This is a genomic window from Holdemania sp. Marseille-P2844 (assembly GCF_900120005.1).
Classification (GTDB): domain Bacteria; phylum Bacillota_I; class Bacilli_A; order Erysipelotrichales; family Erysipelotrichaceae; genus Holdemania.
In genome coordinates this window covers 78,840-95,618 of the sequence record NZ_LT635448.1, presented here as the reverse complement: position 1 = coordinate 95,618, position 16,779 = coordinate 78,840, and the positions used below count along the sequence as shown (strand labels likewise).

Below are 16,779 nucleotides of genomic sequence, written 5' to 3'. Positions count from 1 at the left end.
CCACTCCTTTTTTTTATGAGTTGATACACTTCTAGTATACATGCTTTCCCCGGTTTGTAAAGAGATGTTCTAAATTTTTTTTAGATATTTAGTAATATGCTAAAAATATTTTAGGTTTCATCCGGACTATCTTGACATTTATCCACTCCTCTGAAACAATATTCATTAGAGAAAAAGGAGGAATTCGCAGGTGAATTCGATCGAAGAACAACGTCTGCTTTTTTCCCAGATTCTGGATCTGCTGGAACATCATTTCGGACCGCAATGCGAAATCGTGCTGCATGACAACACGAAGGATTATGCGCACACGATCATTGATATCCGCAACGGCCAGATCAGCGGAAGAAAGATTGGCGACGGCGGCGGCGCCTGGGGACTGGAGGTTCTCTCCAGCGAACAAACCGACACTCACCGCTATAATAAAGTCATGGTGACCGACGATGGCCGGATCATCCGCAACAGCTCAATTTTCTTTCAGGACAGCGAAGGGAAGAATATCGGTTCACTGTGTCTGAATACCGACATCACGCCGCTGGTGGAAGCTCGAAAAAATCTGGACGCATTTACCCTGCTTCCGCAGGAAGAAAAAAAGATCGGCGAGGAACCGTTTACCAACGACGTCAATCAGATTCTGGAGCTGCTTCTGCAGGAATGCCGCAAGCGCATGGACAAGCCTGCCAGGGAAATGAATAAGGAAGAAAAGATGGAAATCGTTCGATTCCTTGATCACAAGGGCGCTTTCCTGATCACAAAGAGCGGTGATAAGATCTGCGCCTTCCTCGACATTTCCAAGTTTACGCTTTACAGCTATCTGGATACCATCCGCAAGGAAGATAAGGAATGAATCCCACGCTGCGCAGCGCCGGATTGACCGGCCTGAAGTGCCTTAACGAAGCGGGTTATGAAGCCTGGTGGGTGGGCGGCTGCGTTCGCGACGCATTGTTGGAACGGCCGGTGCAGGATATCGACGTAACGACCTCCGCTTTGCCTGAACAGACGATCGCCTGCTTCCGCAATGCTGGATACCTGGTGATTCCGACGGGGTTGAAGCACGGCACAGTGACGGTCATGATTCACGATTTCCCGATCGAAGTCACGACTTACCGATCTGATGCCGGCTGCCACGATCACCGGCATCCCGAATCCGTTCACTTTTCACGATCTTTACAGGAAGACTGCGCGCGGCGGGATTTTACGATCAACGCGCTGTGCTGGCATCCGGATCTCGGACTGCGGGATTATTTCGATGGCCAGCAAGACCTGAAAAACAAAATCATTGCCTGCATTGGCGATCCGGTGCAGCGATTTGACGAAGATGCGCTGCGGATTCTCAGGGCGCTGCGGTTCGCTTCCACCCTGGGATTTACAATCCATCCTGACACGCGTTCCGCGCTCTTTCATCAGAAAGAACTGCTGCGGGTGTTGTCTGCCGAGCGCATTGCCCGGGAAATGGAAAAGATGGTCGTCGGACTTCGCTGGCCGGAAATCTTCGCCGGCAATCATGAAATTCTGGCGGTTCTGTTTCCTCAGCTTCCCGCCCTGCAATCACCGCAGGCGATTCAAAAAGCGTTCGACGCATTCCGATTCTGTCCGCCGGTGACGCTGCCCCGGCTGGCCTGTTTCTTTCTGGAATTGCCGCAAGCGCCGTTGACCTATTGCATTGATCAGGCTCATCATTGGGCTGGGCAGCTGAGGTTTTCCAATCGAAACAAGAAGAATCTGATCCAGCTTGTCCAATATCAAAATCGCCTGCTTCCCCAGGATCGGATTGGTTTGCGGCTTCTGATCAGCGAACTTCCGGATTTGGTCGTGGAATGGATCCAGCTTCAACAGGGCTTAAACCGGCTTACGCCGCAACAAGCCGCTCGCCTGATCGCCGCCAGTGAAGAAATTCGCGGCCAGGACTGCCTGACCCTCAAGCAACTGGCGGTCAACGGCGCCGACTTGATCGCCGCCGGCTGTCCCCGCCCCCAGATCTCCGCACTTTTAACGCAAACGCTGAAAGCGGTGATGGAAGATCAGATTCCGAATCAAAAAGAAGCACTTCTGAGCTTTGTCCATCAACAACGAAAGCCGGAACACCCCGAGTAAACACTCTGGGCTCCGGCTTTTTTTGTCTTCTTCATGTTTTTTGAAAACCAACTTTTTTTCTGACTCCCGTTAATTCCAGTTGGTCGTGAAATATCCGTTTTCCTGAATGAACTCCAACGTGCGCCACATTTCCACCGCGCGGGTTAATCCTTGTTCGTAATCCGGCAGCGGCCAGCGGAAGAACTCAAAGGTCGCAGTGCCTGGATAATTGATCGCATTGAGCGCTTCAATAACTTCAATCCAGTTCACCGTACCAAAACCGATTGGCAGATGCTGATCCTTTTTCCCGTTGTTGTCATGCAGATGCACTTCGTACAGCTTCTTTCCCATGCGCTGGATCGTGGCCGGGATATCCACGCCGTCCACATTCGCGTGGCCGACGTCCAGACAGAAACCGACATTCTCCAGATTCACTTCTTCTACCAGCGCAATCAATTCGTCGATCTGACTGTAAAAACGCCCGCCATAGATATTCTCGATTGCCAGCCGGATTCCTTTTTCAGCAGCCCGCTGACCAAACCAGCGCAGGTTTTCCACAACCCGCCGGTGCGTTTCTTCTGCACCCCATTTTTCTAACGAAGCTTGATGAACGATTTTATTTTTCTTAAATCCCCCGTCTGAAAAAGTCCCCGGATGCACAACGAACACCCCCGGTTCCAATACACTGTAAATATCCAGACTTTTCTGCATATAATGACGGACCCGTTTCTGTTCAGGATCGTCCTCGTCCAACACGGAACCGACGAAATGATAAGACGACAGCTTCATCCCTTTTTGGACAGCCAGCGCATGAATCTGATCGGCAAATTCCTGATCTTCGGCATCCTTTTCCGGATACACCTCCTGATCCCAATAGGTATTGAACGTATGAATGCCTAATTTCAACGCCATTTCCATGAGCGTGTCCGCCTTGTTGAGATCCAGCTTGCCCTCGGCGTTGACAAAATCAAAGTGCAGTGAACATTCCCGCATGTTTCCCTCCTGTTTCCGCTCTCTGTAAGCAGAACCTTTCTGTTTTTATTATACGGCCAATCCCGTCAGGAAACAAGCAAACACCCCCGATGTCTGACAAGCCGCATCTTCGTTATTTTCCTTTTTTGATCCTGATCTTCATTCTTACCAACACTAAAAAAAGAAGTCTTCCAGAAGAGGAAAACTTCCAATGAGCTTCGATTCGCAGCGTTTATTTTTTTTCGTTTTGAAATTGAAACCGGTTGAGCAGCTGCTGGAAAAGCAAAACTTCAGCGTCTGAGAAACTGTCCATACATTGCATACAATATTTTCTGAATTCCGACTGAATAAGATCCGAAGCGGTTTTCCCTCTCTCCGTCAGGAAGATGTTCATTACTCGGCGGTCTTTATCGTTGCCGATTCGCATCACCAGATCCTCACTCTCCATTTCTGAAATGATTTCTGAAATTGTAGAGCGCTTACTGGCGGAAATGACCGCAATTTCCTGCTGATTAATTCCATTGTGGTCAGACAACAGATGCAGGATTTTTAGATGGGATAACTTGAGATTCAAAACTTTAAGCGTATCGGATTTTACTTCATAAAACTGTTTGATTAAATCTGAAAACATAATAAACGCTTTGGTGTCCAAATTCACAACGTCCCGAATTTGATTCATGAACTCACTCCTTTCTTTTTTCTTATTATAAATCAAAAGTCCAGTTAAACGTTACAATTTTACCGAATTCAATGTGAATTAAACGTTTTACTTCACATTTCACGCTGATTAAAAAGAAAAGAACGAAGCGTTTCGTTCTTTTATCCGTCATTGTGAGTGAGTTCAATTACGGGAATTTCAACCGGATTGAAGATTCGCGGCAGATACCATCGCCGGCATAATCCCCGGGAAACGATTAAATCCGAGTTCTGTTCCTGATACAAACCGCCTGCCCGCTTCGGGAACCAGCCTTGCCGGGGCGCAAACAAACCGTTGATCAAACCGGGAATTCGAACCTGTCCGCCATGGGCATGGCCGGACACGATCAGATCAAACCCGAACTGCGCGTAGATCGGCGAACGTTCCGGCCGGTGCGCTAAGAGTATCGTATATTCCGGGCAGGTCTGCACCGACCCCAGCGCCTTCATCAGTTCAATTTCCTCTTGTGAATCCCGATCAATATACGCATATTTGCGGGGGTCGTCAATTCCGCACAACGTAAATCGTGTTCCGCGGATCGTGATGGTTTCTTTCCTGCTGTCCAAAACGGTAATTCCCGCCTGACGCACCCGTGCTTTGACCTCCGGGAGCGTGATCAGAGTATCAATATTTTCATGGTTGCCTGTGCAATAATAACACGGCGCTATCGCCGCAGCCTGATCAAGGAATAATTCCGCGCCCCGCAGCGGTTTGATATCGTCGATGATATCTCCCGGCATGAGAATGAGATCGCACCGGGATTGCCGCAGTTTATCCAACAGCCGCTTTTGATTCGGACCGTAGACCGTGCTGTGCAGATCGGAGACGACCGCCAGTCTGACCAGCGTTTTGATCTTCGGACTGGACAGTGTATAGGATCGTAATTGAATTGGAAAACTGATGAGCCAGCCGATCAACAGATAGGCGGCGATCAGGCCGAAAAAGAGAAGGGCCAGCTTCATCGCCAGCCTCCCTCAGTAACCCTGATGGTATAGTAAACCGGTTGTTTCATTGTGATTCTCCTTTTATGTTGGATTCGCGTTGGCCTTAAAAACACGGCGGCGATTTGCTTTTTAATAATCGCCCATCGCGATCATTCCGTCAATCACCTTCTGAACACCGGCGATGTTGGCGGCCGTCACATAATCCTTCGGATCCAGCGCATACTGCCGGATTGCCTCCTGGCATTGCTTATGAATAGAGATCATAATCCCGCGCAGCTTGTCGTCGACTTCTTCAAACGACCAGGCCAGACGCATGCTGTTCTGGCTCATTTCCAACGCGGAAGTCGCAACGCCGCCGGCGTTGGACGCCTTACCCGGGGAGAACAGGATTCCCTGCTGACGAAACAAAGCGATCGCTTCGTTATCGTTCGGCATGTTCGCGCCCTCGGCAACGAGTTGGCAGCCCGCTTCGATTAAGCGCCGGGCACGTTCCTTGTTGATCTCGTTCTGTGTCGCGCATGGGAAAGCCAGATCAACCTTCAGGTTGGCGTCATAGACCGAACCTTCATGATATTCGCCATGGCCCGCCATTTCCGGATATGCCGAAAGCGAGGTGCGCAGCTGTTCCTTGATTTTCTTCACCGTATTCAGATCCAGCTGTTCATCGACGATATAGCCTTTGGAATCGCTCATCGCGATGACCTGAATTCCATTCTGCAGCGCTTTTTCCGCGGCATAGATCGCGACGTTGCCGCTGCCGCTGACAATCGCTTTCTTCCCCTGCGGATCCATCTGCGCCGCTTTCATCATTTCCAAGACGAAGTAGATCAACCCGTAGCCGGTCGCCTCCTTGCGTGCCAGACTGCCGCCATAGCCTACGCCCTTGCCGGTTAGCACACCGCGCTCGCTGACACCTTTTAAACGCCGGTACTGACCGTATAAATAACCGATTTCCCGTGCGCCGACGCCCATATCGCCCGCTGGCACGTCGACATCCGGTCCGATATGCTTGGACAATTCAATCATAAAGCTCTGACAGAAGCGCATTACTTCCGCGTCGCTCTTCCCTTTCGGATCGAAATCGCTGCCGCCCTTGCCGCCGCCGATCGGCAGCGTCGTCAGCGCATTCTTGAAGATCTGTTCAAACGCCAGGAATTTCATCATGCCCAGCGTGACCGCCGGATGAAACCGCAGACCGCCTTTATAAGGGCCCAAGACGCTGCTGTACTGGACGCGGTAGCCGCGGTTGACATGCATCTGGCCCTGGTCGTCTGTCCACGGTACTTTAAACTGGATGATCCGCTCCGGCTCCGTCAAGCGTTCCAGAATCGCCATTTTCTCATATTCCGGATGATGATCAAAAATCAGGCTGACCGACGTCAGCACTTCTTCCACCGCCTGCAGAAACTCGGGCTGCGAGGCGTCTTTTTGTTTCAGCTGATGTAAAACACGTTCACAATATGAATTCATTGTTATCCCACCTTTTTTATTATGATATGCTACTCGGCCTGAAAATTCAATGAAAAAAAGAGGGACATTCCTTTCGGATATTCCCTCTCTCGTTCATTTTAGACCGCCGGTTCAGCGTGGTTGCCGAGCATTTCTTCCGGAAGCTTGACATCTTCTTCCAGATCGACGGAACATTCTTCCCGTTCCTCGCGCAGCTCCGCTGCCCGTTCTTCGATCAGGCGCGTCGTTTCACGCTCGAATTTTGAGCCGGTTCCCGCTGGGATCAGCTTGCCGATGATAACGTTTTCCTTCAGACCGATCAGATGGTCGACCTTGCCCTTGATCGCCGCTTCGGTCAGGACCTTGGTGGTTTCCTGGAAGGATGCCGCGGACAGGAAGGAATCGGTTTCGACAGATGCTTTTGAGATACCCAGCAGCGTCGGACCAAAGACCGCCGGATGCTTGCCCGCTAACAGACAAGCGCGGTTGATGCCGGTGATGTTGTTCAGGGACAGCGTCTGACCTGCGCTTAAGCCGGTGTCGCCGCCGTCGATGACAATGATCTTCCGCAGCATCTGCCGGATCATGACTTCGATGTGCTTATCGGAAATTTCGATACCCTGAGAAGCGTAAACCTTCTTGACTTCCTTCAGGATATAGTTTTGAACTTCCATGACGCCTGCGACTTCCAGCAGTTCCTTCGGGTTAACCTGACCTTCGGTCAGCTTATCGCCCGCAACGACCTGGGACCCGACTTTCAGCCAGGAACGGATCGTCTGCGTCAGATCGCATTTGTGTTCGATGCTTTCCTTTTCGTTGGTGACCACGATGCGCATGCCGCTCTTGTTTTCCAGTTCGCTGATCTCGGTGATCTCACCGTCGATCTTGGACAGGACTGCGACATGTTTCGGGCAGCGGGCTTCAAACAATTCTTCGACTCGCGGCAGACCCTGCGTGATATCGCCGTCGTTACCGGAAGCGACGCCGCCGGTATGGAACGTACGCATGGTCAGCTGTGTGCCCGGTTCACCAATGGACTGCGCGGCCATGATGCCGATCGCTTCGCCGGCTTCCGCCAGTTTGCCAGTCGCCATGTTGCGGCCATAGCACTTGCGGCAGACGCCGTTGACGCTTTCGCAGGTGAACGTATTGCGGATATAAGCCTTGGTGACGCCGGCATTGACCACCTTCTGCGCCATCGCTTCATCCATGTAGGTATCCGCTTCAACCAGAATTTCGCCGGTGTTCGGATCGACGATCGCATCCTGGCTGTAACGGCCGATTAAGCGTTCAGCCAGCGGTTCAAGGATCGTGTTGGTCTTGCGGTCAACAATATCCTCAACCAGATAGCCGCGGTCGGTTCCGCAGTCTTCCTCAATGATGACGACATCCTGAGCTACGTCGACCAGACGACGGGTCAGGTAACCCGATTCAGCCGTCTTCAGGGCGGTATCGGTCAGACCTTTCCGCACGCCGTGAGTGGAGATAAAGAACTCGGACACATTCAGACCTTCACGGAAGGAAGAGTAAATCGGAACTTCGATGATCGAAGGCTGGTATTCTTTCTTGGACTTCGACTGTGTCGGACGGGCCATCAGACCACGCATGCCGCACAGCTGAGTAAAGTGGGATTTGTTGCCTCGCGCTCCGGAAACCGCCATCATGTTGATCGGGTTCTTACGCGGCAGGGATTTCATAACGGCATCGCCGATTTCATCCTTGATATCCGCCCACAGCTTCGAGAAGTGGCGTTCCCATTCCGGCGGCGTCAGCATGCCTCGTTTCAGCAGCTTATCCAGCTTATCAGCCTGAGCACGGCCTTCTTCAACATATTTCTGTTTGTTCGGAACGACGTTGATATCCGCCAGAGATACGGTCATGCCCGCAACTGTGGAATATTCAAAGCCAAGATCCTTGATGTTATCCATGATATCGGAAGTGCCTTCCGTTCTGTACCGGTTGAACACTTCGGCGATGACATTGGACAAATCCTTCTTCTTGAATTCCGGATTCAGCGGCATTGCGGCGATCGCTTCCTTGATGTTCGTGCCTAACGGCAGGAAGAACTTATCCGGCGTCGCCTGTAAGCTTGCCTTGTTGACATCGTTGATATATGGGAAGTCTGCCGGGAACATTTCGTTGAAAATGACCTTGCCGACCGTCGTTACCAGGTACGAATGGTTCTGCTTCTCCGTGAAGCAGCTCTTATGCAGCGCGTATCCCGGCAGGGCAATGCGGGTATGCAGATGCACCTGCTTGCTCTGATACGCGATTAAGACTTCGTTGGTGTCCTTGAAGACATGGCCTTCGTTGGTGCCGAACCGGCGCCACATTTCAGCCGCTTCATGATCGCCCAGAGAATCCAGGAAATCTGCCTTCGTGAAGAATTCGTCCGCCGTTTCTTCCATGTTCAGATAGAAGTTGCCCAGAACCATGTCCTGACCCGGCGTAACGATCGGCTTACCATCCTTCGGACCCAGAATGTTGTTGGAACCGAGCATCAGGATTTCCGCTTCGGCACGGGCTTCTTCGGACAGCGGCAGATGGACAGCCATCTGGTCGCCGTCAAAGTCGGCGTTGAACGCGGTACAGACTAATGGATGCAGACGGATCGCACGGCCTTCGACCAGCTTCGGCTTAAACGCCTGAATGCCCAGACGATGCAGCGTCGGCGCACGGTTCAGGAAGACCGGATGATTGTCGATCACCTGTTCCACGACGTCCCAGACGCGCGGATCCTGGCGGTCGATCAGCTTTTCAGCCGTTTTCGGATTGCCGGCGATGCCCTGATTGACAATTTCATTGATGACAAACGGCTTGTACAGCTGAATTGCCATTTCGCGCGGAATTCCGCACTGATACATCTTCAGATCCGGTCCGACCGCGATAACGGAACGGCCGGAGAAGTCGACACGCTTACCTAACAGGTTCTGACGGAAACGTCCCTGCTTACCCTTTAAGGAATGCGACAGGGATTTCAGCGCCCGTCCGCCCGCGCCGGTGATCGGCTTGGAACGGCGGCCGTTGTCGATCAAAGCGTCGACCGCTTCCTGCAGCATACGTTTTTCGTTCTGGACGATGATCGCCGGAGTTCCCAACTCCAGCAGCTTCTTCAAACGATTGTTCCGGGTGATGACACGGCGGTACAGATCGTTCAAATCGGAGGTCGCGAAGCGGCCGCCGTCCAGCTGCAGCATCGGCCGTAAATCCGGCGGAATGACCGGCAATACGGTCAGAACCATCCATTCCGGCTTGTTGTCGGAATGACGGAACGCGTCGATGGTTTCCAAGCGCTTGATCAATTTCTTGCGCTTGTCGCCGTTCGCGTTTTCCAGTTCTTTAATGACAATCTCGTGTTCTTTCTCAATATCGACCTTTTCCAACAAGGTCTTGACCGCTTCCGCGCCGGTCTGGGCAACAAAGCTGCCCGGACCATACAGTGCGGTGTTCTCACGGTATTCTTTTTCTGACAGGATCTGTTTGACAGCCAGCGGCGTATCCATCGGATCGGTAACGACCCAGGATACGAAGTAAACGACTTCTTCCAGCGCCTTCGGCGTGATGTTGAGCAGCAGGCTCATGCGGCTTGGAATGCCGCGCAGATACCAGATGTGCGCAACCGGAGCTGCCAGTTCAATGTGACCCATCCGTTCGCGGCGGACGGAACTCTTGGTGATTTCTACGCCGCAGCGGTCACAGATTACGCCTTTATAGCGTACTTTCTTGTATTTTCCGCAATAACATTCCCAGTCTTTGGAAGGACCGAAAATCCGTTCGCAGAATAAGCCGTCCCGTTCTGGTTTTTGAGAACGGTAGTTAATCGTTTCCGGCTTTTTGACTTCGCCATAGGACCATTCGCGGATTCGTTCCGGGGATGCCAGACCGACCTGAATGGCGGCAAATTTATTGACACTCATCGCTTACGCCTCCTTTACTCAACGTCTTCGTCATCAAATCCGATTACAGCCGCTTCTTCCGGCAGATCCTCCTCGTCGATGACCTGGGCCGGAATCTCTGCCGAGGTTTCGGATACGACGTTCTCCAGGGCTGCAACTTCGTTAATCTCGTCCGCTTCCATCTTCTTCATATCGACTTCCAGACCTTCTTCATCCAGCATCTTGACGTCGATCGCCAGCGCCTGCAGCTCATGCTTTAAGACGCGGAACGATTCAGGAATGCCCGGTTCCGGCAGATCCTTGCCCTTGATGATGGCTTCGTAGGTCTTGGTGCGTCCAACGATATCGTCAGACTTCACGGTCAGGATTTCCTGCAGCGTATGCGCGGCGCCGTAAGCTTCCAGCGCCCAGACTTCCATTTCACCGAAACGCTGGCCGCCGTTCTGCGCCTTACCGCCTAACGGCTGCTGCGTGACTAAGCTGTATGGGCCGGTTGCACGGGCGTGCAGTTTATCGTCGACCATGTGCGCCAGCTTGATCATGTACATGACGCCGACAGAGATCCGTTCATCGTACGGCTCGCCGGTCTTGCCATCGTGCAGCACAAGCTTGCCATCCGGCGAGGTCTGCGCTTCTTCCATGATCGCTTTCAATTCGTCATTGGAAATACCGTCGAAGACCGGTGTCGCAAACTTCACGCCTAACGTCTTCGCGGCCATGCCCAGATGGATTTCCAGAACCTGTCCGATATTCATACGAGATGGAACGCCGAATGGGTTCAGCATGATGTCGATTGGTGTGCCATCCGGCAGATACGGCATATCCTCGATCGGCAGGATCTTGGAGATAACGCCCTTGTTGCCATGACGGCCGGCCATTTTATCACCTTCAGAAATCTTACGTTTCTGAACGATATAGACTTTAACGACTTCATTGACTCCCGGCGGCAGATCGTGACCCTCGTTGCGCTTGAAAATGCGGATCGAATGGACGATGCCGGCGCCGCCATGCGGAACTTTCAGCGAATTGTCGCGGACTTCTCTGGACTTTTCGCCGAAGATCGCCAGTAACAGCTTTTCTTCCGGGGAGATTTCGCTCTGGCCCTTCGGGGTAACCTTACCGACCAGGATGTCGCCTTCCTTGACTTCCGCGCCGATCATGACGATGCCGCGGCCGTCGAGGTGACGGCAGGCATTTTCACTGACGTTTGGAATATCGCGGGTAATTTCTTCAGGTCCCAGCTTCGTTTCGCGGCATTCAATGTCATATTCCTCAATATGAATAGAAGTGTAGACATCGTCGCGGACCATCCGCTCGGACATGATGATCGCGTCTTCGTAGTTGTAACCGTGCCAGGTCATGAACGCGATCGTCACGTTCTGGCCTAACGCCAGCTCGCCTTTTTCCATCGAAGGACCATCGGCCAGAATATCGCCGCGTTCCACGCGTTCGCCATGCTTGACGATCGGCCGCTGGTTGATGCAGGTGCCGGCGTTGGAACGGCGGAATTTCTGCAGCTCGTAAACGCGCTGTTCGCCTTCATCTTCCGTAACGACGATCTTATTGGCATCGACATAGGTGACGACCCCGTTGCCGGTGCAGATGCACGCGCTGCCGGAGTCCCGCGCTATGCGGTGCTCCATGCCGGTTCCGACATATGGAGAATGCGGATTCAGCAGCGGTACGGCCTGACGCTGCATGTTCGCGCCCATCAGGGCACGGGAAGCATCGTCATTTTCCAGGAATGGAATACATGCGGTCGCAACCGAAACGATCTGTTTCGGCGAAACGTCCGCCAGTTCGACCTGATCGCGGTGAGCCATGATTGTTTCTCCCGCTTTTCGGGCAACGACCATGTCGTTGATCAGACGACCTTCGTGCACTTCGTTCGCCTGCGCGATGATGTAGTCGTTTTCTTCATCGGCTGACAGATAAACATATTCCTCAGTAACCTCGCCGCCTTCTTTGACCAGACGGTACGGTGTTTCGATAAAGCCATATTCGTTGATCTTGGCATACGTTGTCAAGTTGGAGATCAGACCGATGTTCGGGCCTTCCGGCGTCTCGATCGGACAGATCCGGCCGTAATGGCTGTTGTGAACGTCACGGACTTCAAAGCCGGCGCGCTCACGCGTTAAGCCGCCTGGACCCAGCGCGGAAATACGGCGCTTGTTGGTCAGCTCGGCCAGCGGATTCTGCTGATCCATAAACTGCGACAGCTGCGAGGAGGAGAAGAACTCCTTGATCGCCGCCGTCAGCGGACGGATATTCGTTAACTGCTTCGGCGTCAGACCTGCGGCCTCGGCAATCGACATTCTTTCTTTAACGACTCGTTCCATCCGGCTTAAACCGATCCGGAACTGATTCTGGATCAGTTCGCCGACCGTACGGATCCGGCGGTTGCCCAGCATATCAATATCATCGACGCTGCCGACGCCGTCCATCATGTTCAGCTCATAGCTGTAGAAGGCATACATGTCGGAAATCGTGATCGTCTTTTTCTGGTTGATCGGGTCGATCGCCACGATCTTGATCGGATTGCTGCAGTCCGCAGATGTCGAAACCTGAATCGTCTGCACAGCCGCGCCGACCAGCCAGGCTGTGATCGCCTGATTCTGATGCGCACGTTCGATGATGACCTGCTGCTCGGAAGCGCTCAGCTTCGAGTAATCCTCATCCGGGATGTAGCGGTCAACCACCAGCTCGCCGTTGTTGGTCATGTCTTCGTTATTCGCCGTCAACCGGCCGATCACGAAGAAACGATGACCGTAATTCAGGACCGCGGAGGCGTTTTCTGCCGTCAGTGCGACCGGCTTGGCCACCAGTCCGGAATAGACGCGGACTTCTTTGACTTCCTTCGCCAGGGCTTCAATATCTTTTTCCGTCAGAACGGTGCCCTTTTCAAACAGGCGGTCACCGCACTCGACGTCATTGGCCAGAATCCGGCCGATCAGCCCCAGGCTCCAGGACGTATCCATCATGGAAGTATCTGGATGTGAGAATTCATGCACGAATGGGAAAGCTGTGACATGGCTGCCCTTGAGCATTTCCACACGCAGGACGTTTCTTTCCTTCTTCGTGACAAACGTGCCTTTTTCAAACAACACTTTGCCCTCGCCGCTCAGGACGTCTTCAGCCAGATAAGTGCCTTCCATCCGGTCCGTCAGCGACAGTTTCTTATTTAATTTATACCGGCCGGCCTTGGTCAGGTCATACCGGCGGTGATCGAAGAACTTGGCGTTCATCAAGTTGATCGAACCGTCGATCGTCGGAACTTCATCAGAGCGCTGGTTTTCATAGATCGCCAGCAGCGCTTCGTTGCTCGTCTTGATCTTATCGGCGGCCAGCGTGTTGCGGATTTCTTCATAGTTGCCGAAGAACGAGGTATATAAAAGCATATACAGGTTCAGGAATTCGCGCGGTTCGCCCTCAACGATGTTCTCTTCGAACACTTCCAGTCCCAACGCTTTTAAGAACCGGCGGATTTCCGCCGTATCAAAACCGTCTTCGCTCTTTTCCAGGTTCAAGGACATCCCGATCGCCTTGAACAGGATTGTGGATAAAATTTTACGTTTGCGGTCGACCGACATGTTGACAATCCGGCCTAACGCCGCCTTCTTGCCGTCGGTCATGAACTCCAGCCACGTGCCGCGGCTTGGGATCAGTTCACAGTTGTAGCTATCTTTGCCAGTTTTGTCTTCGGAAGCAATATCAAAATAAGCGCCTGGCGAACGTACAATCTGAGAAACGATAACACGTTCAGCGCCGTTGATAATGAAAGTTCCGGTTTCCGTCATCATCGGGAATTCGCCCAGGAAAACGTCTTCCCACTTTGTCAGTACTTCACCGGTTGTATTGTCGACCATTTCCAGCTCCATTTTCGCTTTCAATGGCGCGGCGAAATTCGCCTCCCGGTATTTGCACTCGTTGACGGTATACTTTGGCGTGCCGAATTCGTAATCTACGAATTTCAGGCGAATATTTCCACCGTAGTTCTGAATCGGGTAAATATCTTCAAAAACTTCCCTGATGCCTTCTCTGATAAACCATTCAAAAGACTGAGTCTGCACTTCAACCAGATCAGGAAGATCGAGGTTGCCGCTGACCTTGGAATAATTCCGGCGTTCTGCCTTTTTACCCAGTTTTTCAATACGGTAGTTCTGCATTTTTTCCATGTACGCCATCCTTTCATAACAGTGTTAACAACGGCTAAAAGGGCGTGAAACCCCCTTAACTTTTATACATTTTTGCAATTTAATATAGTACCAAACTTAACACAAGTTGTCAATCTGTTTTTGTCGATTTTAAAATGTAATATCCCTTTTCCTTGTTGATCACTTCACAGTTGCCAAACATTTCCTCAATTTTAGCTTTAGCGCTGAGCGCGCCCTGCTGCTTGCGGATCACTACATACAGATGTCCCTGCGGACGCAAATGATCATACGCCTGCTCAAACATCGCATAGATTACTTTTTTGCCCGCCCGGATCGGCGGATTGGTCAGAATATCGCTCAACGTTTCAGTGACATTCCCAAAGATATCCGATACCCGAACTTCAGCCTCCACGCCGTTCTTCTGCGCATTAAGAACAGCCAGCTCAACCGCCCGGGGATTGACATCCACCATCAGCATTTCAGCGTCCGGAAACATTTTTTTCACGGTGACGCCGATCACGCCGTAGCCGCAGCCCAGATCTAATATGTGATCTCCCAGCGGTTCTTCCTTGATCGTTTTCAACAGGACATACGATCCAAAATCCACTTCACTTTTACAGAACACGCCGTTATCCGTGATCAAAGGGATAATAAAGCCCGAAAACCGGAAAGAAATCTCCTTCCGGTTTTGTGGTAGTTGACGATTGTCAGTAAAGTAATGACTCATTCGATCGCCTCCCATGGGCTAATTGCATTCCGCGCTCAATGACGGAATTGTTCTGTTGTCGGATTGTGCGAAACTTATTTAATTTCGACAGAAGCGCCGGCATCCATCAGTTTCTTCTTGATTTCTTCCGCTTCTTCCGGCTTGATGTTTTCCTTGATTGCGCTTGGGCACTTGTCAACTAAGCCCTTCGCTTCAACCAGGCCTAAGCCAGTGATTTCACGAACAACCTTGATGACGCCAACCTTCGAAGCGCCGACTTCCTTCAGGAATACGGAAACTTCAGTCGGTCCTGTAGGCGCTGCAGCTTCAGTCGGAGCCGCAACTGCAACCGGAGCCGCAGCCGTTACGCCGAATTCTTCTTCGATCGCTTTTACCAGTTCGTTCAGTTCCAGAATTGTCATCTCTTTCAGAGATTCGATGATTTCAGCATTTGTTAACTTTGCCATGTTCTTATTCCTCCTTGGTCAGTTTTGTTATTCAGCAGCTGCTTCTTCAGCAGGAGCAGCTTCTCCGTCTTTGTCAGCGACTGCTTTCACAGCGCAAGCGAAGCTGCGGACAGGCGCCTGCAGGCAGCTCAGCAGCATCGACAGCATGCCTTCACGGTTCGGCAGGCTGGAAAGTTCTTTAATCGTATCGACGCCGACGACTTTACCTTCGACGATCGCACCTTTCAGAACCAGTTTGTCGTGCTTCTTGGCGAACTTCGCCAGCACGCGGCTTGGCGCAACAGCATCATCAGAGAATGCGATTGCGTTTGGTCCGGTCAGCTGTTCTGTCAGTTCGTTGAATCCGGCAGCCTCAGCGGCACGCTGGGACATGGAATTCTTGTAAACCTTGAATTCAATGCCTTCAGCCCGCAGGCTTCTTCTCAACTCAGTGACTTCGGCAACTGTCAGACCACGGTATTCAACAACGACTGTTGACTGGCTGGCGGTCATTTTTTCCTGAATTTCGGAAACGACTGCCTTTTTCGATTCTAATACCGCATCTTTCATTCCGTACACCTCCATTTTATACTGTCACAATATACCTGAATATAAAAACCCGCACTCAAGACAGCACGGGTTTTGAAAGTTCAAAGTTGATCTTCCTACCTCGGCAACCTGATTAAGCCGTTAGGCCGTTGCTGTCTATGGTATATTGATAACAAACTAATTTTAACAGGGTTTGCGTAATTGTCAAGCAATTACTCAGCAGCGACACGAATCGCCGGTCCCATCGTTGTGGAAACCGTGATGCTCTTCATGTAGTTACCCTTGACTGCCGCCGGACGTGCCTTCGCGATCACGTTGTACAGCGCTTTCGCGTTTTCCGCCAGCTGTTCGTCAGTGAAGGAGCACTTGCCGATCATAACGTTGATGTTGCCTTCTTTGTCAACACGGTAAGTAACCTTACCTTTCTTGATTTCGTTGACGGCATTGGCGATGTTCATCGTGACGGTGCCCGTCTTCGGGTTCGGCATCAAGCCCTTAGGGCCCAGGATCTTACCCAGCTTACCGAGTTCGCCCATCATATCCGGAGTTGCGACGATCACGTCAAATCCGAACCAGCCCTTTTTGATATCTTCCAGGATTTCCTTGCCGCCGACAAAATCTGCGCCGGCATCCTTGGCTTCCTGTTCCTTCGCGCCCTGAGTCACAACTAAGACCTTCTGGGAACGGCCTGTGCCGTTTGGCAGAACCATCGCGCCGCGGATCTGCTGATCAGCGTGACGTGGGTCAACGTTCAGGTTGAAGGAAATTTCGACAGATGCGTCGAACTTTGTTGTGTTGATTTTCTTCGCCAGAGCTACCGCTTCCGTCAGGCTGTACAGCTTCGCTGCGTCGACCTGCTTCAGGGCCTCTGTGTATTTCTTACCTCTTTTTGCCAT

At 51.8% G+C, this 16,779-nt stretch carries 12 protein-coding genes and 1 other annotated feature; of the genes, 2 read left to right on the top strand and 10 right to left on the bottom strand.

Annotated features, from left to right (window positions below):
• The first annotated feature begins 190 nt into the window (after positions 1-190).
• Together BQ7364_RS01285 and BQ7364_RS01280 are read left to right on the top strand one after the other, a co-directional pair.
• A complete protein-coding gene (locus tag BQ7364_RS01285) occupies positions 191-844 on the top strand; it encodes a helix-turn-helix transcriptional regulator (RefSeq protein ID WP_072683027.1) in 654 nt (217 codons plus the stop codon).
• Positions 841-2,091 (top strand): CCA tRNA nucleotidyltransferase, encoded by a 1,251-nt coding sequence (locus tag BQ7364_RS01280; RefSeq protein WP_072683026.1) that lies wholly within the window; start codon positions 841-843, stop codon positions 2,089-2,091. The genes BQ7364_RS01285 and BQ7364_RS01280 overlap by 4 nt, the downstream gene beginning before the upstream one ends.
• A gap of 69 nt (positions 2,092-2,160) precedes the next feature.
• Here BQ7364_RS01280 and BQ7364_RS01275 read toward each other — a convergent pair whose 3' ends face one another.
• The 10 genes from BQ7364_RS01275 to rplA form a co-directional block, all read right to left on the bottom strand.
• Entirely contained in the window at positions 2,161-3,063 is a 903-nt protein-coding gene (locus BQ7364_RS01275) for a sugar phosphate isomerase/epimerase family protein (RefSeq protein WP_072683025.1), read from the bottom strand.
• A 211-nt stretch (positions 3,064-3,274) separates the two neighbouring features.
• On the bottom strand, positions 3,275-3,721 hold the full coding sequence (locus BQ7364_RS01270; protein ID WP_072683024.1) for a MarR family winged helix-turn-helix transcriptional regulator: 447 nt from the start codon (positions 3,719-3,721) through the stop codon (positions 3,275-3,277).
• Positions 3,722-3,861: 140 nt separating this feature from the next.
• Entirely contained in the window at positions 3,862-4,701 is an 840-nt protein-coding gene (locus BQ7364_RS01265) for a metallophosphoesterase (RefSeq protein ID WP_083538339.1), read from the bottom strand.
• A 111-nt stretch (positions 4,702-4,812) separates the two neighbouring features.
• Positions 4,813-6,153 (bottom strand): NADP-specific glutamate dehydrogenase, encoded by a 1,341-nt coding sequence (gene gdhA, locus BQ7364_RS01260; RefSeq protein ID WP_072683023.1) that lies wholly within the window; start codon positions 6,151-6,153, stop codon positions 4,813-4,815.
• 98 nt (positions 6,154-6,251) lie between these two features.
• Positions 6,252-10,049, bottom strand: coding sequence for a DNA-directed RNA polymerase subunit beta' (gene rpoC, locus BQ7364_RS01255; RefSeq protein WP_072683022.1), 3,798 nt, complete (start codon positions 10,047-10,049; stop codon positions 6,252-6,254).
• A gap of 14 nt (positions 10,050-10,063) precedes the next feature.
• Positions 10,064-14,203: a DNA-directed RNA polymerase subunit beta gene (locus BQ7364_RS01250; RefSeq protein WP_072683021.1), complete on the bottom strand. Its 4,140-nt coding sequence runs from the start codon at positions 14,201-14,203 to the stop codon at positions 10,064-10,066.
• A 109-nt stretch (positions 14,204-14,312) separates the two neighbouring features.
• The gene (locus BQ7364_RS01245; protein WP_072683020.1) at positions 14,313-14,909 is read right to left on the bottom strand and encodes a class I SAM-dependent methyltransferase; all 597 of its coding nucleotides are present in this window, start codon (positions 14,907-14,909) and stop codon (positions 14,313-14,315) included.
• Between the two features lie 74 nt (positions 14,910-14,983).
• The gene (gene rplL / locus BQ7364_RS01240; protein ID WP_072683019.1) at positions 14,984-15,355 is read right to left on the bottom strand and encodes a 50S ribosomal protein L7/L12; all 372 of its coding nucleotides are present in this window, start codon (positions 15,353-15,355) and stop codon (positions 14,984-14,986) included.
• Positions 15,356-15,382: 27 nt separating this feature from the next.
• Positions 15,383-15,904, bottom strand: coding sequence for a 50S ribosomal protein L10 (gene rplJ, locus BQ7364_RS01235; protein WP_039863550.1), 522 nt, complete (start codon positions 15,902-15,904; stop codon positions 15,383-15,385).
• A gap of 33 nt (positions 15,905-15,937) precedes the next feature.
• Positions 15,938-16,063, bottom strand: a sequence feature (ribosomal protein L10 leader region).
• A gap of 32 nt (positions 16,064-16,095) precedes the next feature.
• Positions 16,096-16,779 carry a 50S ribosomal protein L1 gene (gene rplA, locus BQ7364_RS01230; RefSeq protein ID WP_072683018.1) on the bottom strand — a complete coding sequence of 228 codons (684 nt, stop codon included), beginning with the start codon at positions 16,777-16,779 and terminating at the stop codon, positions 16,096-16,098.